This is a genomic window from Stappia indica (assembly GCF_009789575.1).
Taxonomy (GTDB): Bacteria; Pseudomonadota; Alphaproteobacteria; order Rhizobiales; family Stappiaceae; genus Stappia; species Stappia indica_A.
In genome coordinates this window covers 2,733,933-2,760,896 of the sequence record NZ_CP046908.1, presented here as the reverse complement: position 1 = coordinate 2,760,896, position 26,964 = coordinate 2,733,933, and the positions used below count along the sequence as shown (strand labels likewise).

25 protein-coding genes are annotated in these 26,964 nt (G+C 66.5%); 12 read left to right on the top strand and 13 right to left on the bottom strand.

Features of this window, described 5'->3' with window-relative positions; genetic code table 11:
• Window positions 1-80 precede the first annotated feature (80 nt).
• Entirely contained in the window at window positions 81-3,212 is a 3,132-nt protein-coding gene (locus GH266_RS12990) for a helicase-related protein (protein ID WP_425329541.1), read from the bottom strand.
• Window positions 3,213-4,034: 822 nt separating this feature from the next.
• Between GH266_RS12990 and pyc the strand changes: the two genes are divergently transcribed.
• Together pyc and GH266_RS12980 are read left to right on the top strand one after the other, a co-directional pair.
• Window positions 4,035-7,502, top strand: coding sequence for a pyruvate carboxylase (gene pyc / locus GH266_RS12985; RefSeq protein ID WP_158194198.1), 3,468 nt, complete (start codon window positions 4,035-4,037; stop codon window positions 7,500-7,502).
• Between the two features lie 7 nt (window positions 7,503-7,509).
• Entirely contained in the window at window positions 7,510-8,718 is a 1,209-nt protein-coding gene (locus GH266_RS12980; RefSeq protein ID WP_158194197.1) for a winged helix-turn-helix domain-containing protein, read from the top strand.
• A 49-nt stretch (window positions 8,719-8,767) separates the two neighbouring features.
• Here the strand turns inward: GH266_RS12980 and GH266_RS12975 are convergent, their stop codons facing one another.
• Both GH266_RS12975 and GH266_RS12970 read right to left on the bottom strand, forming a co-directional pair.
• Window positions 8,768-9,220, bottom strand: coding sequence for a baeRF12 domain-containing protein (locus GH266_RS12975; protein WP_158194196.1), 453 nt, complete (start codon window positions 9,218-9,220; stop codon window positions 8,768-8,770).
• Between the two features lie 126 nt (window positions 9,221-9,346).
• Window positions 9,347-9,796, bottom strand: coding sequence for a low molecular weight protein-tyrosine-phosphatase (locus tag GH266_RS12970; RefSeq protein ID WP_158194195.1), 450 nt, complete (start codon window positions 9,794-9,796; stop codon window positions 9,347-9,349).
• Between the two features lie 129 nt (window positions 9,797-9,925).
• On the opposite strand from GH266_RS12970, the gene GH266_RS12965 reads away from it, so the two are divergent.
• Complete coding sequence (locus GH266_RS12965; RefSeq protein WP_158194194.1) at window positions 9,926-10,219, top strand: 4a-hydroxytetrahydrobiopterin dehydratase; 294 nt, start codon at window positions 9,926-9,928, stop codon at window positions 10,217-10,219.
• A 12-nt stretch (window positions 10,220-10,231) separates the two neighbouring features.
• On the opposite strand, the gene GH266_RS23505 is transcribed toward GH266_RS12965, so the two are convergent.
• Window positions 10,232-10,465, bottom strand: coding sequence for a sulfurtransferase TusA family protein (locus tag GH266_RS23505; RefSeq protein WP_244953683.1), 234 nt, complete (start codon window positions 10,463-10,465; stop codon window positions 10,232-10,234).
• Between the two features lie 115 nt (window positions 10,466-10,580).
• On the opposite strand from GH266_RS23505, the gene GH266_RS12955 reads away from it, so the two are divergent.
• The 5 genes from GH266_RS12955 (at window position 10,581) to GH266_RS12935 (ending at window position 14,376) form a co-directional block, all read left to right on the top strand.
• Window positions 10,581-11,141, top strand: a complete 561-nt coding sequence (locus tag GH266_RS12955) for a DUF924 family protein (protein ID WP_158194192.1) — start codon at window positions 10,581-10,583, stop codon at window positions 11,139-11,141.
• 355 nt (window positions 11,142-11,496) lie between these two features.
• Entirely contained in the window at window positions 11,497-11,835 is a 339-nt protein-coding gene (locus GH266_RS12950; RefSeq protein WP_067224442.1) for a P-II family nitrogen regulator, read from the top strand.
• A 23-nt stretch (window positions 11,836-11,858) separates the two neighbouring features.
• Complete coding sequence (locus GH266_RS12945; RefSeq protein ID WP_158194191.1) at window positions 11,859-13,199, top strand: ammonium transporter; 1,341 nt, start codon at window positions 11,859-11,861, stop codon at window positions 13,197-13,199.
• Between the two features lie 240 nt (window positions 13,200-13,439).
• Complete coding sequence (locus tag GH266_RS12940; RefSeq protein WP_199270316.1) at window positions 13,440-13,865, top strand: hypothetical protein; 426 nt, start codon at window positions 13,440-13,442, stop codon at window positions 13,863-13,865.
• A 175-nt stretch (window positions 13,866-14,040) separates the two neighbouring features.
• Complete coding sequence (locus GH266_RS12935) at window positions 14,041-14,376, top strand: hypothetical protein (RefSeq protein ID WP_158194190.1); 336 nt, start codon at window positions 14,041-14,043, stop codon at window positions 14,374-14,376.
• A 36-nt stretch (window positions 14,377-14,412) separates the two neighbouring features.
• Here the strand turns inward: GH266_RS12935 and ggt are convergent, their stop codons facing one another.
• The gene (gene ggt / locus GH266_RS12930) at window positions 14,413-16,005 is read right to left on the bottom strand and encodes a gamma-glutamyltransferase (RefSeq protein WP_158194189.1); all 1,593 of its coding nucleotides are present in this window, start codon (window positions 16,003-16,005) and stop codon (window positions 14,413-14,415) included.
• 204 nt (window positions 16,006-16,209) lie between these two features.
• Between ggt and GH266_RS12925 the strand changes: the two genes are divergently transcribed.
• Entirely contained in the window at window positions 16,210-16,644 is a 435-nt protein-coding gene (locus GH266_RS12925) for a GlcG/HbpS family heme-binding protein (RefSeq protein WP_158194188.1), read from the top strand.
• Between the two features lie 27 nt (window positions 16,645-16,671).
• Here GH266_RS12925 and phaR read toward each other — a convergent pair whose 3' ends face one another.
• On the bottom strand, window positions 16,672-17,271 hold the full coding sequence (gene phaR, locus GH266_RS12920) for a polyhydroxyalkanoate synthesis repressor PhaR (RefSeq protein WP_158194187.1): 600 nt from the start codon (window positions 17,269-17,271) through the stop codon (window positions 16,672-16,674).
• Between the two features lie 347 nt (window positions 17,272-17,618).
• Between phaR and GH266_RS12915 the strand changes: the two genes are divergently transcribed.
• Window positions 17,619-18,800: an acetyl-CoA C-acetyltransferase gene (locus GH266_RS12915; protein WP_158194186.1), complete on the top strand. Its 1,182-nt coding sequence runs from the start codon at window positions 17,619-17,621 to the stop codon at window positions 18,798-18,800.
• Between the two features lie 152 nt (window positions 18,801-18,952).
• Entirely contained in the window at window positions 18,953-19,681 is a 729-nt protein-coding gene (gene phbB / locus GH266_RS12910; protein WP_158194185.1) for an acetoacetyl-CoA reductase, read from the top strand.
• 139 nt (window positions 19,682-19,820) lie between these two features.
• Here phbB and GH266_RS12905 read toward each other — a convergent pair whose 3' ends face one another.
• The 3 genes from GH266_RS12905 to mtgA form a co-directional block, all read right to left on the bottom strand.
• On the bottom strand, window positions 19,821-21,032 hold the full coding sequence (locus GH266_RS12905) for a hypothetical protein (protein WP_158194184.1): 1,212 nt from the start codon (window positions 21,030-21,032) through the stop codon (window positions 19,821-19,823).
• Window positions 21,033-21,329: 297 nt separating this feature from the next.
• Window positions 21,330-21,515 carry a 50S ribosomal protein L32 gene (rpmF, locus tag GH266_RS12900; RefSeq protein ID WP_097174322.1) on the bottom strand — a complete coding sequence of 62 codons (186 nt, stop codon included), beginning with the start codon at window positions 21,513-21,515 and terminating at the stop codon, window positions 21,330-21,332.
• Between the two features lie 167 nt (window positions 21,516-21,682).
• Window positions 21,683-22,402: a monofunctional biosynthetic peptidoglycan transglycosylase gene (gene mtgA / locus GH266_RS12895; protein WP_158194183.1), complete on the bottom strand. Its 720-nt coding sequence runs from the start codon at window positions 22,400-22,402 to the stop codon at window positions 21,683-21,685.
• A 270-nt stretch (window positions 22,403-22,672) separates the two neighbouring features.
• Between mtgA and GH266_RS12890 the strand changes: the two genes are divergently transcribed.
• Window positions 22,673-23,524: a polyprenyl synthetase family protein gene (locus GH266_RS12890; RefSeq protein ID WP_158196194.1), complete on the top strand. Its 852-nt coding sequence runs from the start codon at window positions 22,673-22,675 to the stop codon at window positions 23,522-23,524.
• A 27-nt stretch (window positions 23,525-23,551) separates the two neighbouring features.
• On the opposite strand, the gene GH266_RS12885 is transcribed toward GH266_RS12890, so the two are convergent.
• From GH266_RS12885 to gloB, 4 genes are all read right to left on the bottom strand, one after another.
• A complete protein-coding gene (locus tag GH266_RS12885) occupies window positions 23,552-24,247 on the bottom strand; it encodes a hypothetical protein (protein ID WP_199270315.1) in 696 nt (231 codons plus the stop codon).
• Window positions 24,244-25,464, bottom strand: coding sequence for an argininosuccinate synthase (locus GH266_RS12880; RefSeq protein WP_120269978.1), 1,221 nt, complete (start codon window positions 25,462-25,464; stop codon window positions 24,244-24,246). The genes GH266_RS12885 and GH266_RS12880 overlap by 4 nt, the downstream gene beginning before the upstream one ends.
• A gap of 164 nt (window positions 25,465-25,628) precedes the next feature.
• Window positions 25,629-26,060 carry a cupin domain-containing protein gene (locus GH266_RS12875; RefSeq protein WP_158196192.1) on the bottom strand — a complete coding sequence of 144 codons (432 nt, stop codon included), beginning with the start codon at window positions 26,058-26,060 and terminating at the stop codon, window positions 25,629-25,631.
• A gap of 37 nt (window positions 26,061-26,097) precedes the next feature.
• On the bottom strand, window positions 26,098-26,895 hold the full coding sequence (gene gloB / locus GH266_RS12870) for a hydroxyacylglutathione hydrolase (RefSeq protein ID WP_158194182.1): 798 nt from the start codon (window positions 26,893-26,895) through the stop codon (window positions 26,098-26,100).
• Window positions 26,896-26,964: the final 69 nt, after the last annotated feature.

Here is a 26,964-nt window from a genome sequence, read left to right as displayed (position 1 = left end):
CGCAGGCGGTGTGGCCGATCCGCTGGTCGTCGTGTCGCTCACCCTTGCCGCAGTCCTCCGTCAGCCCTGCCGGTTTGCGGTCAGGAGCGTGGCTTCTTCTCCAGGTCGGCCTTGAGCGCCGCCAGTTTCGCAAACGGCGAATCCGGGTCGATCTCGCGCGCCGGACGTTCCGGCCTGGTGCCGCGCGGGCGCTGGGTGTCGGGACGCGAGCCTTCGTTTCGGCCCTTGCCGCCACCGCCGCCGCTGCGCTGCTGGTCAGGCCGGCCCTGCTGGCGATTGCCGCCCTTGCCGAAGCCGCGGCCCTTGGTCCGCTGCTTCTGGCCCTGACCTTCCGAGGCGTCGCCGCCGGCCGCATCGCCGCGCCGACCGCCACGCTGGCCATCGCGCTGGCCGCCCTGCGGCCGGCGATCGCGCCGGCCGGGCCGCCAGATCTCGATGGTGGCCGTTTCTGTCGCACCCTCTGCCGGGGCTGCCTCTGTGGCGGAAGCGTCCGCCGGGGCGGTGGAAGCGTCGGCCTCGTCTGCCTCGGCCGCCGGCTCTGCGGGGGCCTTGACAGCCTCTTCTGCGACCGGTTCGGCCTCAACCGCAACTGCTTGCGCGTCGGCAGGCGCTTCCGCTTCCGCCGGAGCCTCGACTGCCGGAGCCTCGACTGCGGGTACCTCGGGCGCTGCAGCTTCCGAAGTTGCGGCAACCGGACGGGTGACTTCGCGGGTTTCGGAGCGATAGCCCAGCGACTTCAGCACTGCGGAGAAGTCCTCGCCAGCACAGCCGAGCAGCGAGGTCATCGCCACCGTGACGGTGAACGCACCGCCTTCGGCAACGGCGCCCTCGGGAGGAGAAACGTTCGCATCGAGCGGCTTCCATGCCAGCAGCGGGCGGATCAGGTCGGCCAGGCGCTCGAGAATGTCGATACGCACGGCGCGCGGTCCGCAGACACGGAAGCCGACGACCTTGTAGAGCGCCTTGGAGATCTCCGGGTCGACCGTGATCGAAGTGCGGCCCGAAGCCGAGAGTTGCGGCAGCTCGGACAGGCCGGGCATGTCCGGCTCGCCGTGCTTCAGCGCCCAGAGCTGGGCGATCAGGCGGCTCGGCGCCGGCTTCAGCAGCGCCGGCACGAAGATGTGGTAGGCGCCGAAACGCACGCCGAGGCGGCGCAGTCCGGCCCGCATCGTCTGGTCCAACTGGCGGACATCCTCCGCGATCTCGGACCGCTCGAGAATGCCGAGGGCCTCGATCAGGCGGAAGGCGATCCCGCGGGCAAGTCCCTCGAGGCCTTCGCCGATCTCCAGATCGCGCAGCGGCTTCAGCACCGTGTCGATATGTGTGCGCAGCCACAGGACGAGGCGCGCCTCGACCTTTTCGCGGTCGGCAACGTCGAGGGTGTCCTCGCACAGGACGATGAGACCCGGGGTCAGCACCGTGTCGCCGGCGATCACGCGGCCGACAATCTCGCCCTGCCAGCGCAGGGCGCCGTCCGAGGCAAGCGCGAAGTCGTCGTTGGCTGCGCGCGACAGACGGTCGGCGCGCTGGGTCAGCTCGCTGGCCAGGGCCTTCTGGGCCGCAGCACGCAGAGCCTTGACGTCAGGGCCGTCTGCCGAGGGGTCCGGTGCAAAGCGGAAGCCCTGCAGTTGTCCGACATGCTGTCCTTCGACCAGCACGTCCCCTGCCGATGTTATTTCCGCTTCAAGCATGGCGTTCTCTCTCAGCCGTCGCATCAATACGCTTGTCCGCCGGTCGACGAAGCGCTGGGTGAGCCTGTCGTGCAATGCGTCGGACAGACGGTCTTCTACGCCGCGCGTCACGCCTTGCCAATGGGCGGGATCCGCAAGCCAGTCGCCACGGTTAGCGACGAAGGTCCAGGTGCGGATGTGGGCAATGCGGTTCGCCAGCGTATCGATGTCGCCGTCGACCCGGTCGGCGAAGGCAACCTGGCGGGCGAACCAGTCGTCGGGAACGACCCCGCTGCGGGTCAGATGCGCATACAGTCCGGCGATCAGGTCGGCATGGTTCGCCGGCGCGATCTTTCGGTAGTCGGGAACCTGGCACACGTCCCAGAGCAGGCGCACCCGCTCCGGCGTTGCCGCGACCCGGCGGATGGCCTCGTCGCGCAGGGCATGGTCGAAGGCGGTCTCGTCGGCCGAGGGCGGTGCGCGGGTCAGGCCCTGTTCGCGCGGCGGCTCGTCCAGCGTGCGGCGCAGGCTCTCGACGCTGTCGAAGTCGAGCGCGCGATTGCGCCACTGGAAGACCTTGAGCGCGTCGAAACGGTGGCTTTCCAGCGCCTCGACCAGTTCCTCGTCGAACGGATCGACCCGGCCGGTGACGCCGAATGTGCCGTCTCGGGTATGGCGGCCGGCGCGTCCGCCGATCTGGCCCATCTCGGCCGGCGTCAGCATGCGGTACTGGTAGCCGTCGAACTTGCGGATGCCGGCAAAGGCGATGTGGTCGACGTCGAGATTGAGACCCATGCCGATCGCGTCGGTCGCGATCAGGTGCTCCACATCGCCGTTCTGGAACAGCTCCACCTGGGCGTTGCGGGTGCGCGGGCTGAGCGAGCCGAGGACGACGGCGGCGCCCCCGTGCTGGCGGCGAATCAGCTCGGCGATCGCATAGACCTCGGAGGAGGAGAAGGCGACCACGGCCGAGCGAGCGGGCAGGCGGGTGATCTTCTTCTGGCCCGAATAGGCCAGGATCGACATGCGCGGCCGGGTGACCACGTTGAGGCCCGGCAGCAGGCGCTCCAGCAGCGGGCGCGCCGTCGCGGAACCGAGAAGAAGGGTCTCCAGCGTCCCGCGCATGTTGAGGATGCGGTCGGTGAAGACATGGCCGCGTTCCAGATCGCCCGCGAGCTGAACCTCGTCGATGGCGACGAAGTCGACGACGAGATCGAGCGGCATCGCCTCCACCGTCGACACCCAGTAGCGGGTATCGGAGGGAATGATCTTTTCCTCGCCGGTGACCAGCGCCACCTTGTCGGTACCGACGCGCTCGGTGATGCGGCCATAGACTTCGCGCGCAAGAAGGCGCAGCGGCAGCCCGATGATGCCCGTTTCGCGGGCGATCATCCGCTCGATGGCGAGATGGGTCTTGCCGGTATTGGTCGGGCCGAGCACCGCCGTGACCGTACGCGCCCGCGCCTGTGGCGGCAGCGTGGTCCAGGTCGGGGCCGAGTGGCCCCCGGCCGAAAACGGCCTCGATTTTCCGGAATGAAGCATTGGCTGCAGCTGTGCTGTGCGATCCGTGCCACGGCGGAACCCGCCGAGATCCGTTGCTAAGTAGAACCGCGCGACGGGAAGGCGTCCGGGTCCGGAGAGGTCTTGCGGCGGAAGCTTCGGGCGACCGCAAACCCGTTAACCCGAGAGGTAGCACAGTCCGCGCGGGGCTGTCGCCTGCTGTTTTCGGCAAGGGGCGAGCGGTTGCAAATCGCCCGGCGTTTCGCGGTGCGGCTGTCGCCGAAGGAGGCCGGAAGGAAGGCTGCGAACCGACCTCCGAAAGGGTGAACAGAACGAGTCCTGAACAAAGCCGGATCGAATCGACGACTCTGCCAGATTCAGGTTTCGTTCCCTACGAGATGTTGTGGATGGCGTCGATAGCAGGGCGAAATCGTGAATCTGCTCAAGGATTTGTGCTATTCGATTCGGATCCGGACGAATTCGCGCCGGAGGCTCGATAGCTTTCGATATCGTTAATCGAATCATTAAATTTCGCAGCATGAAATTTACGCTCCGGCGAAACCGCGAACGAAGCCTGTCCGAATCGCTGACTTGGTCTTGTTCCTGATATGTTCTTCGCGTATGTTGTGGTTCGGTGCGGCTGTGGAGCTGGATGGTGATGCACCATCCTGTGGTGCTTCGCAGCCTGCTGGAAAGAAGTTAACGACTTCGTTTCATTACGGGACGGTTTTCCGATTGCTATTTGCCGGGCCTATCGGGCCTCTTGCTCCCGCCGTCTTCCCTTGTTGCGGTGCAACAGCTAGAACGCGGTGACGCTAAGGCACGGACGGCCCTGCGGGTCGTCCATCAGGAGGAGGGGCTGACTTGGCTATTCGGAAGATTCTCGTCGCCAACCGCTCGGAGATCGCGATCCGCATTTTCCGTGCGGCGAACGAACTGGGCATGCGCACCGTTGCGGTCTATGCGGAGCAGGACAAGCTCGCATTGCACCGGTTCAAGGCCGACGAGGCTTACCAGATCGGTCGCGGTCCGCATCTTGCGGAACCGCTCGGCCCGATCGAGGCCTATCTGTCCATCCCGGAGATCCTGCGTGTCGCGAAGGCGGCCGGGGTCGATGCCATCCATCCCGGTTACGGCTTCCTGTCGGAAAGCCCCGAATTCGCCGAAGCTTGCGCCGAGGCGGGGATCGTCTTCATCGGCCCTTCGCCGGAGACCATGCGTCGGCTCGGCAACAAGGTCGCGGCCCGGAACCTGGCCATCGAGGCCGGGGTGCCGGTGATGCCGGCGACGGACCCGCTGCCCGACGACATGGACGAGGTGTGCCGGCTCGCCGCCGAGATCGGCTATCCGGTGATGCTCAAGGCGTCCTGGGGGGGCGGGGGACGCGGCATGCGCGTCATCCGCGACGAGGAGGCCCTGCTGCGCGACGTGGCTGCGGCCAAGCGCGAGGCCAAGGCGGCTTTCGGCAAGGACGAGATCTATCTCGAGAAGCTGGTGGAGCGGGCGCGGCATGTCGAGGTGCAGATCCTCGGCGATGCGCATGGCAACCTGGTGCATCTGTTCGAGCGCGACTGCTCGATCCAGCGCCGTCACCAGAAGGTCGTCGAGCGGGCACCGGCTCCCTATCTCGACGCGGATCAGCGTGCGGAGCTGAGCGAATACGGCCTCAGGATCGGCCGGGCGGCAAATTATCGCGGCGCGGGAACGGTCGAGTTCCTGATGGATTGCGACAGCGGCCGGTTCTACTTCATCGAGGTCAACCCGCGCGTACAGGTCGAGCACACGGTGACCGAGGAGGTCACCGGCATCGACATCGTCAAGGCGCAGATCCGCATTGCGGCAGGCGCCAGGATCGGCGAGCCGGCCTCCGGCGTGCCGGTGCAGGAGGAGATCCGGCTGAACGGCCACGCCCTCCAGTGCCGCATCACCACCGAGGACCCGGAGCAGAATTTCATCCCCGATTACGGCCGGATCACCGCCTATCGCGGGGCGACCGGTTTCGGCATCCGGCTCGACGGCGGCACGGCCTATTCGGGAGCGGTGATTACCCGCTTCTACGATCCCTTGCTGGAAAAGGTGACCGCGTGGGCGCCGACGGCGGAAGAGGCCGCGCAGCGCATGGATCGCGCCTTGCGCGAATTCCGCATCCGCGGTGTCGCGACCAATCTGGTGTTCCTGGAGAACGTCATCGGTCATCCGGACTTCCGGGCCAACAGCTACACGACGCGCTTCATCGACGAGACGCCGGCCCTGTTCCACCAGGTCACCCGCCGGGACCGAGCCACCAAGCTGCTCACCTATATCGCCGACGTCACCGTCAACGGCCATCCGGAGACCCGCAACCGGCCGCGTCCTGTTGCAGATGCACCTGCGCCGGTTGCACCGGTCTATGAGGGCGATGTCCGCAAGGGCACCAAGCAGCTTCTCGATGAGCTCGGCCCGCAGGGCTTTGCCGACTGGATGAAGGCGGAGCGACGGGCGCTGGTCACCGACACGACGATGCGCGATGCGCATCAGTCGCTGCTCGCGACCCGCATGCGCAGCTTCGACATCGTCGCGGTGGCGGACGCCTATGCCCGCGGCCTGCCGCAGCTGTTCTCGCTGGAGTGCTGGGGCGGGGCGACCTTCGATGTCGCCATGCGCTTCCTCACCGAGGACCCGTGGGAGCGGCTGAGGGCCGTGCGCGAGCGCGTGCCAAACATCCTGCTGCAGATGCTGCTGCGCGGGGCGAACGGCGTCGGCTACGCTAATTATCCCGACAATGTGGTGCGCGACTTCGTCGCCCGCGCGGCGGAGAACGGCGTCGACTTGTTCCGCGTCTTCGACTGCCTCAACTGGGTGGAAAACATGCGCGTCTCGCTCGATGCGGTGATCGAGGCGGACAAGCTGTGCGAGGGGACGATCTGCTACACCGGCGACCTGCTGGATGCGGCGCGGCCGAAATACGACCTTGCCTATTATGTGAAGCTGGCGAAGGAGCTGGAGCGGGCCGGCTGCCACATCCTCGGCGTCAAGGACATGGCCGGCCTGATGAAGCCGGAGGCGGCGCGCCGCCTGTTCTCCGCCTTGAGGCAGGAGGTCGGCCTGCCGATCCACTTCCACACCCACGACACGTCCGGCATTTCCGCCGCGACCGTGCTGGCCGCGGTGGAGGCGGGCGTCGATGCGGTCGATGCGGCCATGGATGCCTTCTCGGGACTGACCTCGCAGCCGGCGCTGGGCTCGCTTGCCGCGGCCCTGCGCGACGGGCCGCGCGATACCGGGCTGGATGCGCGTGCCATTCGCGAGATCTCCTTCTACTGGGAGGCGGCGCGTGCGCAGTACCGGGCGTTCGAGAGCGACCTCAAGGCGCCGGCCTCCGAGGTCTATCTGCACGAGATGCCGGGCGGCCAGTTCACCAACCTGAAGGAACAGGCACGCTCGCTCGGTCTCGAGACCCGCTGGCACGAGGTGGCGCAGGCCTATCACGACGTCAACATGATGTTCGGCGACATCGTCAAGGTGACGCCGTCGTCGAAGGTGGTCGGCGATATGGCGCTGATGATGGTGGCGCAGGGGCTGTCGGTGGCCGATGTGATGGCACCGGAAAAGGACGTCGCCTTCCCCGAGAGCGTCGTCCAGATGATGCGCGGCGATCTCGGCCAGTCCCCCGGCGGATGGCCGAAGGACATCCAGTCCAAGGTGCTGAAGGGCGAGACGCCGATCACGGTGCGCCCCGGTTCGCTGCTGGCGGCCGACGACCTCGCCGCCCGCCGCAAGGAAGCGGCGGAGAAGGTGGGCGGCGAGATCTCCGATACCGACCTTGCCTCATATCTGATGTATCCGAAGGTCTTCACCGACTTTGCCGCCGCCCGCGACCGCTACGGCCCGGTCGACGTGCTGCCGACGCCGGTCTATTTCTACGGCCTGCCGGCTGGCGAGGAGATGATGATCGACCTGGAGCCCGGCAAGACGCTGGTGGTGCGGACCCAGGCCATCGGCGAGACGGACGAGAACGGCGAACGCAAGGTGTTCTTCGAGCTTAACGGCCAGCCGCGCATCATCAAGGTGCCGGACCGGGCGCACGGAGCGGCAGGCGCTGCTGCGCGTCGCAAGGTCGAGGACGGCAATGCCGCCCATGTCGGGGCGCCGATGCCGGGCGTCATCTCCACCGTCGCGGTGAAGGCGGGGCAAAGCGTGTCGCCGGGCGATGTGCTGGTGTCCATTGAGGCAATGAAGATGGAGACGGCGCTCCACGCCGACCGGGCCGGCAAGGTGGCCGAGGTGCTGGCGACGCCGGGCCAGCAGGTCGATGCGAAGGACCTGTTGGTCGTCTTCGAGGCGGAAGGCTGACGCGCCGATGGTGCTGAGGATCGACGCTGCCGACTTGCGCCGGGTCTTCCTGCACCTGCAGGGCCTGTCCGATGCTCCCTCGCGGCGCCTCGGACAGGTGGAGCTGTGCGACCTGATCGACCGGCTCGGCTTCGTGCAGGTCGACAGCATCAACACGGTGACGCGCGCTCATCACCAGATCCTGTTCTCCCGCAACCAGACCTACCGCGAAGCGCAGCTGACCCGGCTGTTGGAACGGGACCGGGCGCTGTTCGAGAACTGGACCCACGATGCGGCGGTGATCCCGTCCAGCGCCTATCCCTACTGGCGCCATCGTTTCGCGCGCCAGAAGGAGCGGCTGAAGGCGCGCTGGACCAACTGGCACGGGCACGATTTCCATGAGGAGATCGACCGGGTGCGAGACCACGTGCGGGTGAACGGTCCTTCGCGCGGTCGCGATTTCGACGGAGATCGTGCGCGCAAGGAGCCGGGCTGGTGGAACTGGCAGCCGGGCAAGACGGCGCTCGAGTACCTGTGGCGAACCGGCGAGATCGCGGTGACCGCGCGGGACAATTTCGCCAAGGTCTACGATCTGTCGGAGCGGGTGATCCCGCGCGAGCATTTCGAGCAGGACGTCAGCTACGACGCCTTTGTCGACTGGGCATGCCGCGAGGCCCTGCTGCGGCTGGGCGTCGGGACGTCCGGCGAGATCGCCGCCTTCTACGATCTCGTTTCGCCGAGCGAGGCGAAGGCCTGGTGCGCGCGTGAAGCCGGCAGGACGATCCTGCCGGTGGAGATTGATTTCGGGCCCGGCCAGCCGAAGCGCGCGAGCGTTGCGCGGCCGGATATTGTCTCCCTGCTTGAGGAGGCTCCGGAGCCGCCGGCGCGAATCCGCGCCTTGAGCCCGTTCGATCCCGTGTTGCGGGACCGCAAGCGTGCCGAGCGCCTGTTCGGCTTCTTCTACCGGATCGAGGTTTTCGTGCCGGCGCCCAAGCGCACCTACGGCTACTACGTCTATCCGTTGATGGAGAAGGACCGGATGATCGGCCGGGCCGACCTGATCTGCCGGCGCGCGGAAGGGGAACTGCTCGTGACGGCGTTCTGGCCGGAGCCGGGGGTGCGGCTCGGCGAAGGGCGGCTCGCCCGTCTCGAGGCGGAGTTCGCCCGCATGGCGCGCTTCACCGGCATGGAGCGGGTGGTTTTCGCCGACGGCTGGCGGCGCGAGCCCGCAGGCTGACGCGCCGCTGCTGTCGCTATCGGTTCTTACCCGATTAGTTCTTGCCCGATCAGTTCTTGGTGGAGAGGATCCGCTCGATCTCGTCCGGCGGATGGCCCGTCAGCGTCTTGTCGACCTCGGCAACGACGCGGCTTGCCACTTCCTTGTGGAAGGCCTTGCGCAGGTCGCCGAGAGTTCCCGGAGGAGCAACCACGATGAGCTTGGAGAAGTGGCCCTTGTGCGCCTCCTTGTAGAGCGTGTCGGCGATGCGGCTGGCGAAGCGGTGCTTCTCGATCATGTGCCAGTCGGTGGGCTCCATGGCGCTGCGATGCGGGCCGGGGCCGTCACTGCGCCGTCCGGGCGCGTCCGTTCCCTGATCCGCGGTTGACGGATTGTCCTGCTCCAGGACCCTGAGGACCTCGAGATTGGGGTAATCCGCGTCGCCCTGGTTGCGGAAGAACAGTGCCTTCTCGCCATCTCCGACCAGAACCCAACTGTCGTGCTCGATGCGCAGACCGCTCATCGCAGGCCTCCTTTCGTGACGTGTCGGTCCGTTCATTCGGTGGCCGGCCGTTTGCCGACCCTGAACGGGATCCCCGCCCCAGGAGACACGTAGGTACGCGGACCCGCGGTTTGAATGGGTGCGACGTCAGGGGCGTTCAGAAAGTTCGGCGACAAGGGCGACGCACCCCTCGTCCAGCATGCGAAACACGTGGTCGAACCCTTCCGGCCCGCCGTAATAGGGATCGGGCACGTCGCGGCCGAGAAAGCGCCGGACTTCGGCCCGCGATCCGGCAGGCGCGCGGGCGCGAAGCTCGGCGAGATTGGCCGCATCCATGGCCAGGATGATGTCGAAGGTCTTGAAGTCGGCTGTCGTCACCTGGCGCGCGCGCTGGCCCGTCAGGTCGATGCCGTTGCGGGCGGCGACCGCGATGGAGCGCGGATCCGGCGTCTTGCCTGTGTGCCAGGCAGCCGTGCCGGCACTGTCGACCGAGACGGCGTGCTCGAGACCGGCGGCCCGGATGCGGTGGCGGAGAATACCCTCGGCCAGCGGTGAGCGGCAGATGTTGCCAAGGCAGACGAACAGGATCGCGGTCACTCATCCTCCTTGCCGGTCGGAGGTCTCTCCGGCGGTCGTTTTGATCGGGCGGTTGTCATGCATCGCCAGGCGTGGTCCCTTTGCAGAAGCGCGTGAATGCGTGCCTCGCCACACTTGCAGGAGATTGCCATGACCGAAAAGCTGTCGCCGGAGGCCCGGGCCGATGCTCTTGCCGGGTTGCCGGACTGGCGCGAGGTGGATGGGCGCGATGCGATCACCCGGACCTTTGCGTTCAAGGATTTCAACGAGGCCTTCGGCTTCATGACGCGGGTCGCCTTGGTCGCCGAGAAGCTGAACCACCATCCCGAATGGTCCAATGTGTACCGGACGGTGGAAGTCGTCCTGTCGACCCATGATGCCGGCGGCCTCACCGATCTCGACATCCGGCTTGCACGGAAGATGGATGCGTTTGCGCAGGGGTGACCGGCGCACGCTTCAGGCGCGTTCCAGCAGGAAGACGTGGACCTCGTCGCCGTCTGTCTCGCGCGAGATCAGCTTGTGTCCGGCCTCCTGGCAGAAATGCGGGATGTCGATGACGGACATCGGATCGGTGGACAGCACGCGCACTCGTGCACCTGCCGTCAGCCCGGCGATGGCCTTGCGGGTCTTGAGGACCGGCAGCGGGCATTTCAGCCCCTTGAGATCCAGTTCCAGATCAACCTTGTCCAATGTGCGCTCCCCGCCGATATGAGGGACAGGCCGGCTCGGCGCCGGCGCGACCCCAGCTTTTCGCCCGTCCCAGGCCTGTGGCCGGGTGGGCGGATTTTCAAACAGACAGGAGAATATGCCCGTGACCAGCAGCGGCAAGCCCGAGGCGATCGACATTCTGGATTTCTGGTGGACGGCGGGGCCCGCAAGGTGGTTCGCCCGCGACGATGGCTTCGACGCGAAGATCCGGGAGAATTTTGCTCCGCTTGTCGAGCAGGCCCGGGACGGGGCACTGGACGGCTGGGCCGAGACACCGCATGGCGCGCTCGCCCTGCTTCTTCTGCTCGACCAGTTTCCGCGCAACCTGTTTCGCGGCGATGCGTTGGCCTTTGCTTCGGACGCCAGGGCACGGCGCATTGCGGGAACCGTGCTTGCCCAGGGCTTCGACCGTGCATTCCCGAAGGCGGCGCGCCCCTTCTTCTACCTGCCTTTCGAGCACTCCGAGGATATGGCGGACCAGGAACGCAGCGTCGACCTGTTCCGCCGTCTCGGCGACGAGCAGTCCTATCTCTACGCCCTGATCCATCTGGACGTGATCCGGCGGTTCGGCCGCTTCCCCCATCGCAATGCGGCACTGGGACGTGAGAGCACGCCCGCGGAAGCGGCCTTTCTGGAGGACGGCGGGTTCAGCGCCTGAGCCGCCTGCCTAAAACTTGTGCACATAATTTAGCCACATTCGCTCGTCGGGTGTGGCTATTTTTTGTGCAGACAGGCCAGCCCCGAAAGGCCCTGCCTGCCTCATCGGGGGCAGCATCTCAGGCGATATCCATCCATTTGTATTTGTTCACTTTTCCAGCTCTTTCGAGAGTGGGTTTCGGTGTGTTTTTGCGCCGCAACACGAGTTGGCACGCTCCTTGATACTTGAGAACCGCGTTAATCGGATCGCCCGGTTGTCAGGCCCTGCCGGCAACCTCCGGTCCGCCAAATCCAGCCGAAACGCGCCTGCCGCAACGGGCCGGGGAAGCGAAGCAGGGAAAGGAACGGAAGCGAGCATGAAAATCGTGATGGCCATCATCAAGCCGTTCAAGCTCGACGAGGTGCGCGACGCCCTCACGAGCATCGGCGTTCAGGGACTGACGGTAACCGAGGTCAAGGGCTACGGGCGGCAGAAGGGGCACACCGAAATCTATCGCGGCACCGAGTATGCCGTGAGCTTCCTGCCCAAGTTGAAGATCGAGGTCGCGGTCACCTCGGAGCTTGCCGACAAGGTGGTGGAGGCGATCGCCAGCGCCGCCAAGACCGGCCAGATCGGCGACGGCAAGATCTTCGTCTACGCGCTCGACCAGGTTCAGCGCATCCGCACCGGCGAAACCGACGCCACCGCGCTTTGATCCATTCGAGCAGGGGAATTCCAATGAAAGCAACTCTCAAACTTGCCGGAACGGCCTCGCTTGCGCTTCTCGCGGCGGCTGGTGCGGCTCTCGCGCAGGATACGGCGGCGGCTCCCGAGGCGCCCCAGTATGCGCTGGCCTCGGAGACGGCCTACATCTTCAACACGCTGCTGTTCCTTCTCGGCGGCTTCCTGGTCATGTGGATGGCGGCCGGTTTCGCCATGCTCGAGGCCGGCATGGTGCGGGCCAAGAACGTCTCCATGCAGTGCCTGAAGAACATCACGCTGTACTCGATCGCCGGTCTGATGTTCTGGATCACCGGCTATAACCTCATGTATACCGGCGTCGACGGCGGCTACATCGGCTCCTTCGGTCCGTATGCCTTCGATGCGGTCGGCGGCAACGCCCTCGACACGGGCTATTCGACCGCTTCCGACTGGTTCTTCCAGATGGTGTTCTGCGCCACCACGGCCTCGATCGTCTCCGGCACGCTGGCCGAGCGCATCAAGCTGTGGCCCTTCCTTGCCTTCACCGTCGTCCTGACCGGCTTCATCTATCCGGTCGCCGGCTCGTGGGAGTGGGGTGCGGGCTGGCTCGACGGCATGGGCTTCTCGGACTTCGCCGGTTCCACGCTCGTCCACTCGGTCGGCGGCTGGGCGGCGCTCGCCGGTGCCCTCGTGCTCGGTGCGCGTACCGGCAAGTACACGGCCAATGGCGTGCACCCGATGCCCGGCTCGTCCATGCCGCTGGCAACCCTCGGCACGTTCATCCTGTGGCTCGGCTGGTTCGGCTTCAACGGCGCCTCGCAGCTTGCCATGGGCACGATCGGCGATGTGACGGACATCTCGCGCATCTTCGCCAACACCAACATGGCGGCTGCCGCCGGCGTGGTCGTGGCCGTGATCCTGACGCAGGTTCTGTACAAGAAGGTCGACGTGACGATGGCCCTGAACGGCGCCCTTGCCGGTCTGGTCTCGATCACCGCGGAGCCGCTTGCTCCGTCCGTCTGGCAGGCCGTGTTCATCGGCGCCGTCGGCGGCGTGATCGTCGTCTTCACCGTGCCGCTGCTCGACAAGCTGAAGATCGACGACGTCGTTGGTGCCATCCCGGTCCACCTTGTGGCCGGCATCTGGGGCACGCTGATCGTGCCGCTGTCCAACAGCGATGCGTCCTACTCGGTCCAGATCATCGGCATCGTCGCCTATGGCGTCTTCACCTTCGTGATCAGCCTGGTCGTCTGGATGATCCTGAAGTCGACGATCGGCATCCGCGCGTCGGCCGAGGAAGAGGCCCTTGGTCTCGACAAGGCCGAGGTCGGCATTGAGGCCTATCCGGAATTCGGTCAGGGCAGCCAGCGCGTCTGAGCCCTGCCGACCCATCTCCCGAAGCAGCCGCCGTGACCGACGGTTGCACCTTGAAGCCCGGGGCCCCGTGCCCCGGGCTTTTTTCGTTTCCGATTGCGAGGGGCGGTTGCCGATTGCCTGCAAGGTGCCGGGCGGCCATCCTCGTTCGCCTGCGACCGCGATTCGCCTGGCAGTCTGCCGCGCCGTGGCCGTTGTTCGGGAGCCCGCCCGGATCTTCGTCCGGCACAACGAGGACCTGTCATGCCGCTGATCGCTTCGATTCCGCTCACCGTGTTGCCGCTGATCGCCTACAACATCGTCGCTTTCGGCCTGTTCGGCGCCGGCGGCAATCCCTGGCTGGTTCCTGTCGTCACACTCGACCTGGTGTCTGGGGCGCGCTTTTCGTTGCTGGGCGGCGACCTGATGATCCTTTGCGCCCTGGTGCTGCTTTTCCTCGAATTGCTGAAGGCGACCCGCACCGGGGTCTCGGCGCTCGCGGATCATATCTTTTCCACGCTGGTCTTCATCGCCTACCTCGTGGAGTTTCTCACGGTCGGCAAGGCCGCGACGTCGGTGTTCTTCATCCTGATGTGCGTGTCGTTGGTCGACGTGATCGCGGGCTTTTCAATCACCATCACCGGAGCGCGCCGCGATTTCGGCGTGTCCAACGGCGATCAGTATCGTTGATGGTCGCGCGGGGGGCGTCGCCGCCCGGACGCTCCTGAAAAGCGGGGGACAAGGACGCGCTGCAATCTTCCCTTGCGTCAAAAGTTAACAAAAGGTTATCGACTGGCACGGCATTTGCGCTAAATTCCCTAGGAACAACGCCAATGTATCAAATTGGCACGCCTGGGAGGCGGAAATGCGGATCGAGCAGGGCAGACGTCCCGCGGCAGGACCAGGAGAGTATCGACGGGTCACCAGCACGGTGTCCTCGACGGGCAACGCCACACCTGCGTCTGCCGCCCGTGCCGTCGTCCCGGTCGCGCCGGTCAGCGAGCCGCGCAGCGATCGCTTCGCCCGCCTCTATCGTCCGCAGGCGGCTTTTCTCGCCCAACTCATTGCCATGCGTGAGCACGTGCCGCAGTTGCGCGTGCGCCGAAGGGCGGCGCCCGAGCAGGCGCTCGAGGCCTATCGGCTGGCGGAGCGCCAGCCGCGCCTGTCTGCTCCCGGGCGGGTGCTCGCCGTCAGCCGCTGACCTCGGGTTTCGCGAGGGCAGGGACGTCCCCCCGGCTCAATAGCCGATGGCGCAACCGTCCTTGCGCGGATCGGAGCCGCCGACCAACACCCCGCGGGCACGGTCGATGAGGATCGCCTGGCCGCCGCCGATCGGCTCTGCGACAACGTCCACCTGATGACCGAGCTTGCGCAGGCCCTCCAATGTGGCCGGCGGCACGTGACGCTCTGCCTGCAGCACGTGCGTGGTCTCGTCGAAGAACATGCGCGGAGCGTCGATGGCCTCCTGCGGATCCATACCGAAATCGACGATGTTGCTCAGCACATGGGCATGGCCGCAGGGCTGGTAGCCGCCTCCCATCACGCCGAAGGAGAGATAGGGGCGGCCGTCCTTCAGCGCCATGGCCGGGATGATGGTGTGCAAGGGCCGCTTGCCGCCGTCGATGCAGTTCGGATGCCCTGGCTCCAGGCGGAAACAGGCGCCGCGGTTCTGCAGCATGACGCCGCTTTTCGGCGCGCAGATGCCGGACCCGAAGCTCTTGTAGACGGAGTTGATGAAGGAGACGGCCATGCCTTCGCCGTCGACCACCGTCAGGTAGACCGTGTCCGACGAGGGGCCGAGCAGGGCAGGCGGGATCTCCGGGATGCGGGCCGACGCAGAGATCCTGCTCGCCAGCTCGTCGAGATAGTCGGAGGCGAGGAAGGCGTCCGGCCCGTGTTGCATGTGGTCCGGATCGGCGAGGAACAGGTCGCGCACCGAATAGGCAAGGCGGCCGGCCTCCAGTTCGAGATGGAAGCGGGTGGTACCCAGCGGATCGAGAGAGGCGAGGTCGAAACGCTCCAGCAGGCCCAGCATGACAAGCGCGATGAACCCCTGGCCGTTGGGCGGAAGCTCGGCGACGTCGATGCCGCGATAGGAGCGGATCACCGGCGGCATCGGCAGGGTGGTCATGCCGGCGAGATCATCGAGGCTCATCAGGCCGCCGCGGGCTGCCAGCGTGTCGACGATATCGCGGGCGACCTCGCCCTCGTAGAAGCCGGAGGGGCCTTCCGAGGCAATCTTCTGCAGCGTGCGTGCCAGGGCCGGCTGACGGACGATGTCGCCGGCCTTGGGCGCGGCGCCGCCGAAGAGATAGCTGTCGCGCGCGCCCTGGTCGGCGGCAAGCTTGGGGACCGCCAGCGCCCAGTCATGGGCAACGCGCGGTGCGACCGGGTAGCCGTCCCTGGCATAGGAGATCGCGCGCTTGAGCACTTCTGCGAAGCCGCGGCGGCCGTGAGCGGCAAGAAGGTCGTGCCAGGCGCGAATGGCTCCCGGAACGGTGACCGAATGGGGGCCCTGTGCGTCGATGCTCGTTACGCCGAGTTCGGCAAGCCGCGCGGGCGTTGCCGCCTTCGGTGCGGGCCCCGAGCCGTTGATCCCGTGGACCGACCCGTCGGGCCGGGCGACGATGGCGAAACAGTCGCCGCCGATGCCGGTCATCTGCGGCTCGACGACCGCAAGCACCGCCGAGGCGGCCACGGCGGCGTCGACGGCGTTGCCTCCGGCCTGCAGCATTTCCAGTGCGGCCGCGCTCGCCAGCGGATGCGAGGTTGCCGCCATTGCGGTGGTGGCATGGACGCAGGAGCGTCCCGGTGCATGGAAGTCGCGCATGGTCCATCCTTGTTCTGGTCTTGCGCCGGTTCGCGAACCTCGAGGATCGGCCGGCCGTCAGGCGGGAAGGTCCGCCGGTCGGCGGGAGGATTTTCGTCTCTGGGGAACGAGTGCTTGTCGTTCTTGTCCGTTGGTGGCAAGCGGTGACGCTGCTAGCCATGGACTGGCAAAGATTATCGGATGCCGGCACGGAGACCATAGAAAATGAGCAAACTGACCCTTTCCAGCGCGGAAAAGATTGTCGATGCGGCGCTCGCCAAGGGCGCCGAACTCGGCCTCAAGCCGCTCACCGTCGCCGTGCTCGACGCCGGAGGCCATCTTGTCGCGCTGAAGCGCCAGGATGGATCCTCGATCCTGCGGCCGCAGGTGGCGAGCGGCAAGGCCTATGGGGCGATTGCGGTGGGGGCCGGTTCGCGCTGGCTCGACGAGAATGCGAAGACGCGGCCGCATTTCGTGCAGGCCCTGAATGGTGTCGCGGGCGGCGCCATCGTTCCGGTGCCGGGCGGCGTGCTGATTCGCGCTGGCGAAGGCGGCGAGATCCTCGGTGCCGTCGGCATCAGCGGCGACACTTCGGACAATGACGAGGCCTGCGCCGTGGCGGGCATCGAAGCGGCCGGCTTCGGCGCCGACCGCGGCTGACGCCGGAATCCGGCGGCCGGCTGCGAACTACTCGCGGCCGCCGCCGGCGATGGCGTCGATCTTCTTCTGCATGTCGGCGAGCTGCTTTTTCAGCGCGTCGAGATCGTCGGCGCTCGCAGGTTCGGTACCTCTCGCAGGGTCTGCCGCCCGTGCCTGGGCTTCCCCCTCCTTGCCGGTGCCGAAGGGCAGGAACATGCGCATGGCGCGATCGAAGATCTCCGCGTTGCGCTTCACCTGGTCCTCGATCGCGTCGAAGGCTGTAGAGCCGAAGGCGCTGGCCATCTGCTCGCGCAGCTTGTCCTGCTCCCTGGTGAGCGAGGATATCGAGAAGTCGAGATAGGACGGCACCACGTTCTGCATGCTGTCGCCATAGAAGCGGATCAGCTGACGCAGGAATGTGATCGGCAGCAGGTTCTGTCCCTTGTTCTCCTGCTCGAAGATGATCTGGGTGAGCACGGAGCGAGTGATCTCGTCGCCCGTCTTCGCGTCGAAGACCACGAAATCTTCCTCGTCCTTCACCATCAGGGCGAGGTCTTCCAGCGTTACGTATGTGCTGGTCCCGGTGTTGTAGAGACGCCGGTTTGCGTATTTCTTGATGATGGTCGGCTCGTTGCTTTTTGTAGCCATGTCGATTTTCGGATCCCGGCTTCGCGCCCCGGCCCGCAAGCCGTTGCGGCATTCCTCCCTGGGCCGCGGCCGGCAGATCAACCTGCACCCTCCGCGACTTTTTCCTGTCGCACGATAAGCCAATCGTAGGCGGGCGCACCACCGTTTTGTCAAACTTGTCAGGCAGCACCCGGACTGCACCGAAAGGATGACCCGGCGAGCGGGAAAATCGCCGATGGCTACGGGGTGTTGCGGTTGACACTTGGCGGGCGGGCGTCTCTAGTTTGCGAGAAACGCGCAGGCAGCCGAACAACAACCAGGGGGATTGCTCGCGCCACGGGAGGTCCGGTTTTTCGGGAGATCATGAAATGAGCGCATCCAACGACGTCGTCATCGTCAGCGCAACGCGCACCGCTGTCGGATCCTTCAACGGCGCTTTCGCAAACACGCCCGCCCATGAGCTCGGGGCTGTAGCGATCCGCTCGGCGCTCGAGCGCGCCTCGGTTGCCGCCGCCGATGTCGACGAGGTCGTGTTCGGCCAGGTGCTGACGGCGGGCCAGGGCCAGAACCCGGCACGCCAGGCCGCCATCCTGGCCGGTATCCCCGACAGCGCGACGGCCTGGGTGCTGAACCAGGTCTGCGGTTCGGGCCTGCGTACCGTCGCCATCGCCATGCAGCAGATCGCGGCGGGCGATGCGTCCATCATCGTTGCCGGCGGCCAGGAGAACATGTCCCTGTCGCCGCATTGCGCCCATATGCGCGCCGGCTACAAGATGGGCGACTACAAGATGATCGACACGATGATCAAGGATGGTCTGTGGGACGCCTTCAACGGCTACCACATGGGCCAGACGGCCGAGAACGTCGCACAGAAGTGGCAGATCTCCCGCGAGCAGCAGGACGAGTTTGCGGTCGCCTCGCAGAACAAGGCGGAAGCCGCGCAGAAGGCCGGCCGCTTCAAGGACGAGATCACGCCGGTGACGATCAAGGAGCGCAAGGGCGACCGGATCGTCGAGGACGACGAGTATATCCGCCACGGCGCGAGCCTCGACAGCATGACCAAGCTGCGCCCGGCCTTTGCCAAGGAAGGTTCGGTAACGGCGGGCAATGCGTCGGGCATCAACGACGGCGCTGCTGCTCTGGTTGTGATGAGTGCGGCAGAGGCTGCACGCCGCGGCCTGACGCCGCTTGCCCGTGTGGCCTCCTGGGCAACCGCCGGTGTCGATCCGACGATCATGGGCTCCGGCCCGATCCCGGCCTCGCGCAAGGCGCTGGCCAAGGCCGGCTGGAAGGTCGAGGACCTCGATCTCGTGGAGGCCAACGAGGCCTTTGCCGCCCAGGCCTGTGCGGTGAACAAGGACATGGGCTGGAACCCGGACATCGTGAACGTCAACGGTGGCGCGATCGCCATCGGTCACCCGATCGGCGCCTCGGGCGCGCGCGTGCTCGTCACGCTGCTGCACGAGATGGCGCGCCGCGACGCCAAGAAGGGCCTGGCGACGCTGTGCATCGGCGGCGGCATGGGTGTGGCGCTCTGCGTGGAGCGCTGACCATCATTTGATGGCGGGCGCTTGATGCCGGTCAAGGCACAGGCGGCCGCCATCGGCTGGACTGCGGGCTGGAGCCGGATCGGCTCTTCGCCTGCGACCGGGCCAGTCGGCGGCGGCTGGCACGGCAGCGCGAGTTGAACGGGAGGAAATGCATGAGCAATGTGGCAATCGTGACGGGTGGTACGCGTGGCATCGGCGCCGCCATCTCCAAGGGCCTGAAGGCCGCAGGCTACACGGTGGCGGCGACCTATGCCGGCAACACCGAGAAGGCCGAGGCGTTCAAGGCGGAGACGGGCATCCACGTCTACCAGTGGGATGTGGCCGATCCCGAGGCCTGCAACCAGGGTGTGGGGCAGGTGGTTTCCGACCTCGGTGCCGTGGAGGTGCTCGTCAACAATGCCGGCATCACCCGTGACGGCTGGTTCCACAAGATGGACTTCGAGCAGTGGTCGGCGGTGATCCGCACCAATCTCGATTCCATGTTCACCATGACACGCCCGGTCATCGACGGCATGCGCGAGCGCGGCCACGGCCGCATCATCAACATTTCGTCCATAAACGGACAGAAGGGCCAGCTCGGCCAGACCAACTACTCGGCCGCCAAGGCCGGCGTGATCGGTTTCACCAAGGCGCTGGCGTCCGAAAACGCCCGCAAGGGCATCACGGTCAACGCCATTTGCCCGGGCTATATCGACACCGACATGGTGGCGGCGGTGCCGGAAAAGGTTCTGGAGGGGATCATCGCGGGCATTCCGGTCGGCCGGCTCGGCCAGGCGGAGGAGATCGCGGCTGCGGTTGCCTATCTCGCCTCGAAGGAAGCCGCGTTCATGACCGGCGCCGTGCTGACCATCAACGGTGGCCAGTACTACGCCAACGGCTGACGCTGGCGCGAGACAACCAAGGCCGCATCGGTGCGAGCTTCGGGGCTTCCGGCATGCCGGAAGCCCTTTTTTATGTGCCTGCGGCCACAGACGAAGTCGGCGTTCCGCCGTGAAAGCCTGCCAGCGCGGGGCCCTGTTCTCAGGGGAGCGATTTTTCCCAGCGGCCGAGTTGCCGGGCCGCGGGCAACGGCCCGAGAGTAAGCCGGTAGAAGTCAAAGAGGTCCGCTCGCTCGGAGGCGAGGAAATAGCAGAAATGCAGCTTGAAGAAGCGGAACCGAAGATGGCGATAGAGCCCGGCGGTCATCCGGTCCGGCACCCTCACGCTGAAACGTCTCGGCTCCTGGACGTGTCGCGCCAGCCAAGGCGCATAGGTCGCCACCGGCGTGGTCTTTCCGCAGCAAAGGATATCGTGGGGGGCATAGACATCGGTCCAGTCGAGATGCCGTGCCTGGGCAAGGCTCGCGACAGCGGCGCCGAAGCCTCTCTGCGCGCCGAAGCCGCCGACATAGCCGAATGCCGACCCCATCGTCAGAACGGTGACCTGGCCCTGCGCCGCGCCGAAATCCGGCACGCGCTTCAGCACCTCCCGCAGCGTGTAGAGCAGAACAAAGGTTCCGGAACTGTGGGCAACAAGGACAAACTCCTCGTCCGGCTCGCATTCGGTGGCCATCCCGATGATCCGTTCGGCGAACTCGGCGATGCGCGCCGTCATCTGCGGGTCTTCATTGCGCGCCAGACGTCCGATGGAATACCAGTCCTGGATCAGGTACCAGAGATAGGTCCAGCGTTCCACGAGACGCGTCACCTGGTAAAGCGAGATCATCCAGGCCAGGCCTGCCGCAACGCTCAAGGCCGCATGGACAGGACCGGTCCCGGGAAGAATGAAGGGAAAAAGCAGCGCCGGCACGATCGAGGCGACCAGAAACATCAGAAGCGCAAGCATCGGGTAGAGAAAGAAAAGGCCGTTCATCCAGTTGGCACGCAGGCGCTCCCTGTAGCCGCCGGCCATCGCGAACAGGACAAATGTGCGCACAGCCCCCGCAATGACCGCCCAGAGGGGGCGTCGAAAGTCGCGCTTGCTCAGATCCCGCCAACCCAGCAGGGAGAATCGCGTCGTCACCACGCCTTCCGGCCAGGTGATTTCACCGGTCCAGTCGACAGAAGATCCGCCGGATCCGGCGCCTGGCCTCAAACCGGAGAACGACCCCGACACCGACCGGAGTCTCAGGAATCGGGCCAATTCTTCCGTGAGTTGGCTGAAGACTGTCTCGGGCCGGCGCAGGTCGTAGCCTGGTATGTAGATGACCCGTCGTTTCCGGACCTTAGACGTCCCGCTGTTGTCGTCGTTCATGCGACCCCGGCAAACTGCGCTGATCGTGCCCTCGCGCACCGCCCCTGCGCGTATAGCTGCCTTGGTAGCCGGAGTTGCGTTTCTCCTGCAAGGTTGCCTCGCAAGGGTCCTGGAACAACCCTGAACAGGGTTTCCACGTTACGGGTGCGGGACCCGACGGCAGGCGCAACGCAAAAAAGGGATCGAAGCACGGGCTTCGATCCCTTTCTAAAACGCGCAAACCCCGGCCGGCTGGCCGGGGCGAAGGTCTTACCGATACGACGCGACGACGGACGCCGCGCCTGCCGGAAGCTCCGATCAGACGTCTTCCTTCACCGCCAGGATCTGGCGGCCCCGGTACATGCCCGTCTTCAGGTCGACGTGATGCGGGCGGCGAAGTTCGCCCGAATCCTTGTCCTCGACATAGGTCGGCTGCTTCAGGGCGTCCGCGGAGCGACGCGCGCCGCGCTTCATGCGCGTGGTTTTTCTCTTCGGAACGGCCATTGTCGTACTCTCCGTCGTGCAATATCCCGCAAAACCCGGACCGGGTCAGCCCGGGGCGTGGGTCTACACGGTGTGCAGGAATGGCGGGCTTATACCGGACCTTTTGCCGCTTTGCCAGCCCGAAAGTCAGAAAATTTGTCGTGTCCGGGCGATTCTTTACGTCGCGATCAGGGGCCGAAACCGGGGATGCAGTCCAGATGCGGCTCGATCGCCGCGGCCCGGCCGCGATTGATCCGCGCCAGCCGGTCGTGGCCGGGGCGCGGCCGGGCCGGATTGCGGGCGATCGGGTTGGGAAGCGCGGTGGCCAGGCGCGCGGCTTCCGTACGATCGAGGTCCTTCGCGGGCTTGCCGAACCAGGCCTGCGCCGCTGCCTCCGCTCCGAAGACGCCCTCGCCCCATTCCGCGATGTTGAGGTAGATTTCCAGGATCCGCCGCTTGGTCAGCATGGCGTCGATCATCAGCGCCAGCGGCAGTTCCACGGCCTTGCGGACATAGCTGCGGTCGTTCCACAGGAACAGGTTCTTGGCGACCTGCATGGTGATGGTCGAGGCGCCGCGCACGTCGTCGCCGTCGTTCAGCGCGGCGATCTGGCTCTCCAGCGCCTCCCAGTCGACGCCGCCATGCTGGCAGAAGCGGGCATCCTCCGAGGCGACGACGGACCGCACGAGATGCGGGGAGATTGCGTCGAGGGACACATAGTCGCGGTCGACCCAGAGCCCCTGGACATAGCGGGCGAGCATCAGCGTGCTTATGGGCGGCACCACGGCCCAGAGCAGGGTCAGGACGGGCGGCAGCAGCACAATGGCGAGAAGCGTACGCAGCACGATCCGTCGCAAGCGCCTGCGGCGCGGCCGTCGCGTCTCGCTCCTGACTTCGCCTTCGCTCATTCGCCCCCGCCGTCCGCCGTGCCGATCCCCTCGCGCACGGTGCCACACTGTGGCGAGGGAATACAGGTTGGCAATGTCTCAGACAACAGATGGTCGCCTGCCGCCACCGAACCTTCCTGGAGGTGGTTGACCTTCGCCGGGTTTTTCGACACTGAGGCGAGGCGCCGGCGGATCGAGGCCGGCCCCCGTTCCTCAAGGTTTTCCGGAGCCGTTCCCGTGACTGCCGATGCCGCCGACCAGCTTGCCGCCGATGCAGGGCGGTTCGAGGCAATGCTCGAGACCCTGCTTGCCTTGCAGCCGTGCGAAGAGGAGCCGGCGCGCCCCGACCGGCTTGTCGAAGCAATGCGCTATGCGGCGCTCGGGGGCGGCAAGCGGCTGCGCCCGGGCTTGATGATCGCGGCGGCGCGGCTGTTCGGCCGCGACGACGAGGGCGTGCTCGTCGCGGCCGCCGCTCTCGAATGCATCCACTGTTATTCGCTCGTCCATGACGATCTTCCGGCGATGGACGACGACGACATGCGCCGCGGCCGGCCGACGGTTCACCGCGCCTTCGACGAGGCGACGGCGATCCTTGCCGGCGACGCGCTGCTGACGCTGGCCTTCGATCTCGTCGCCGATCCGCGGGTGCATGTGGACGCCGACGTCCGGCTGTCGGCGTCGCGCGACCTGGCGCGCGCCGCCGGTGTCGGCGGCATGGCGGGCGGGCAGATGCTCGATCTTGCAGCCGAACACAGCACGCTCGGCGAGGCGGAGATCCGCCTGCTGCAGTCGATGAAGACCGGCGCCTTGATCCGCTATGCGGCGCGCACCGGCGCCCGGCTTGCCGGGGCATCTGATGAGGATATCGAGCGGCTTACCCGGTTCGGTGAGGTGATCGGCCTTGCGTTCCAGCTGGCCGACGACCTGCTCGACGTCGAGGGCGATGCGGCCGCGCTCGGCAAGGCGGCCGGCAAGGATGCGGCCGCCGGCAAGGCGACGCTGGTTGCGCTCAAGGGCGCCGAGTGGACGCGCGCGGAGCTTTCCCGTCTGGTCGGCGAGGCGGAGACGCTGCTTGCCCCGTATGGCGCTCGCGCGGCGCCGCTTGCGGGGCTTGCCCGGTTCGTTGCTGTCCGCGACCGCTGAGGTCCCAGCCGCCCGGATCGCGCCAGTTCAGCTGAGAAAGCTGCGCATGTGGAAGCTGCCGGCTTGCGCCGACTGCGCATGCGCGCGGCCGAAGGGGCAGGCATGCCGTGCGAGGCAGCCGGCATGGCAGGGCGCGGTAGGGTTCGCCCGCAAATAGGCCAGACAGCGCGGCACGTCATAGCCGGCCTGCGACAGGGCGCCGGCCGGGCAGGCGGACATGCACGGCATGTCGGAGCAGGTCGGGCAGGGGCCGTCCGCGGGTGACGCTGCGGGCACAGCCAGCGGCTCCGGCGACAGGAGGGCTGCACGCAGGCCTGCCCAGGGGCCGAATGTGCGATGCGCCAGCACGCCCATCGGCGAGCGCGAGAAGCTGCCGGCCCTCAGTGTCCAGCGCTGGAAGGGGTGGTAGGGAGGGCCTTCGAAGGGAAAGACGATGCCGAGGCCCTCGCTCTCGGCCAGCCGGGTCAGGACCCGGCGGGTGAAGCGATCCAGCGGATCCGGCAGGCCGTCGGCCGCTTCAGGACTGCGTGCGAAGATTTCGAAGAGGGCGTTGGAAAGGCTGCCGACAACGAACACGGCACGGGCAGCATGGCCTGCTCTTGCGTCGGGCATCCCGTCGTCCGGGGCGGGTTCGAACCGGCCGAGCAGGCGAAACCCGGCGCGAGCGAGCCGGTCGCCGAGATCGGCGAGCCAGACTGCATCCCGCGCCGGGTGCGATGTCACTTCAGCCGGTCGCGCTTGGCCAGGGTGCGCAGGCGCAGGGCGTTCAGGCGGATGAAGCCGGCCGCGTCCTTCTGGTCGTAGGCGCCGCGATCGTCCTCGAACGTCACCAGCTCCTCGGAGTAGAGCGAGTAGGGCGACTGGCGGCCGACGACGATGACGTTGCCCTTGTAGAGCTTGAGGCGGACCTCGCCGGCGACCTTTTCCTGGCTCTTGTCGATGGCGGCCTGCAGCATCTCGCGCTCCGGCGAGAACCAGAAGCCGTTGTAGATGAGCTCCGCATAGCGCGGCATCAGCTCGTCCTTCAGGTGGCTGGCGCCGCGGTCGAGAGTGATCGACTCGATCGCCCGGTGGGCGGTGAGCAGGATCGTGCCGCCCGGCGTCTCGTAAACGCCGCGCGACTTCATGCCGACGAAGCGGTTCTCGACGAGGTCGAGGCGGCCGATGCCGTTCTCCCGGCCATACTCGTTCAGCTTGGCGAACAGGGTTGCCGGCGACAGCTTCTCGCCGTTGAGCGACACGGCGTCGCCCTTCTCGAAGCCGATGGTGATCTCGGTCGGGACATCCGGCGCCTCCATCGGGTCGACGGTGCGCTGGTAGACATATGCCGGCGGCTCCTCCCACGGATCCTCGAGGACCTTACCCTCGGACGAGGAGTGCAGCATGTTGGCGTCGACAGAGAACGGCGCCTCGCCGCGCTTGTCCTTCGGCACCGGGATCTGGTGCTGCTCGGCGAATTCGATGAGGTCGGTACGGGACTTGAAGGTCCAGTCGCGCCAGGGAGCGATGACCTTGATGTCCGGGTCGAGCGCGTAGGCCGACAGCTCGAAGCGAACCTGGTCGTTGCCCTTGCCGGTGGCGCCGTGGGCGATCGCGTCGGCGCCGGTCTCGTGGGCGATCTCGATCAGCCGCTTGGAGATCAGCGGACGGGCGATGGAGGTGCCGAGCAGGTAGACGCCCTCGTAGACCGCATTGGCACGGAACATCGGGAAGACGAAGTCGCGGATGAATTCCTCGCGCAGATCGTCGATGTGGATTTCCTTGATGCCGAGCAGCTCGGCCTTCTTGCGCGCCGGCTCCAGCTCTTCGCCCTGACCGAGATCGGCGGTGAAGGTCACCACCTCGCAGCCGTATTCGGTCTGCAGCCACTTCAGGATGATCGAGGTATCGAGGCCGCCGGAATAGGCGAGCACCACCTTCTTGATGTCTTTGTGTGCCATGGGGTCCGTAGTTCCAGTCCTGGGCAGGTTGAGGCGGGTTGCGGCGATCCGTGCGCCGGCACGGGCCGGCAGGTCGCCGCTGGTGAAATTCGCGCGCACTGTAGCCTTTGGGTGCCGGAGCGCAAGCCGGGAAACCCCGAAGCGCTGCGGTTCCGCGCCGAAATTCAGCCGCGTGGAACGGGCCGCCAGCCGGGAGGCGCCATCTCGAAGCCGGCAAACTCGAAGCCGGGCGCCACGGTGCAACCGACCAGCGTCCAGCGGCCGAGGCTTTCGGCCGTCTGCCACGCTCCTGCCGGTACGATGCCTTGCGGGTGCTGGCCGGCGGCAAGGTCGTTTCCCAGATGCAGGGCGCGGGCGTCGTGTCCGTTCTCCGAGATGGTCAGGGCGAGCGGCCCGCCGGCGTGCCAGTGCCAGATCTCGACCGCATCCACCCGGTGCCAGGCCGAGAGCTCGCCCGCCTCCAGCAGATAGTAGATGGCGGTCGAGCGGGCACGGCCCGCGGCATCCGTCTCGCTGTCGCGGAACGTCTCCCGGTAGTGCCCGCCTTCGGGGTGCGGCGTGAGGCCGAGCATCGAGATGATCTCGGCGGCGGTCATGTCAGGGTCGAACATGGCGGTCGGCTCCAGCAAGCGGTCAGAACGTGTCCTTGCGACGCCGGATCTCGGCAAAGACCGCCGCATCGCTTGCCCCTTCGAGGCCCAGGTGCTTGCGGATCGCAGGGTCGCCGGGGCGCAGGAACGGATTTGTCGCCAGTTCCGCCGCCATCGTCGTCGGCAGCGTCGGCAGGCCCTTCTGCCGCAGGCTCTCCACCTCGGCAACCCGCGCCTTCAGGGCGGCGTTGTCGGGATCGACAGTCAGCGCGAAGCGGGCGTTGGACAGAGTGTATTCGTGGCCGCAATGGATGGAGGTTTGCGGCGGCAGCAGGTGGGCGAGCTTTTCCAGCGAAGCCCACATCATCGCCGGATCGCCCTCGAAGATGCGGCCGCAGCCAAGCGAGAACAACGTGTCGCCGGTATGGGCGAAGGAGAGTTCCGGCGCCCACCACGAGATCTGGTCGAGCGTATGGCCGGGCGTGCCGATCGCCTTGAAGGCGATCCCCGCGACCGTGATCTCGTCGCCGTCTTCCACAAAGGCGTCGAGCCCGGCGATCTTGTCGCGCGACAGGGCGGGGCCGGTGACGCGGGCGCCTGTGTCGGCCTTGAGCTTCTCCAGCCCCTGGACATGGTCCCAGTGGTGGTGAGTGACGAGAATGTCCGTCAGCGTCCAGCCGGTCTCCCTCAGCACCTCCTTGTAGGGATCGGGGTGAGGCACGTCGATGGCGATGGTGCCGCCCGGTCCGCTGGCGCTTTCCGGCACATGGACAAGGACGCCGAAATTGTCGTCGAGGCAGGTGAACTGGCGGATTACCGCTCGCCGGTTGTCAGCGCTCATGATGTCGTCCTCCGTGTGGTGAAACATGCTCCGCCGAGGCGTGTCCCCCGCAGGTAGCATCTTTCTGCC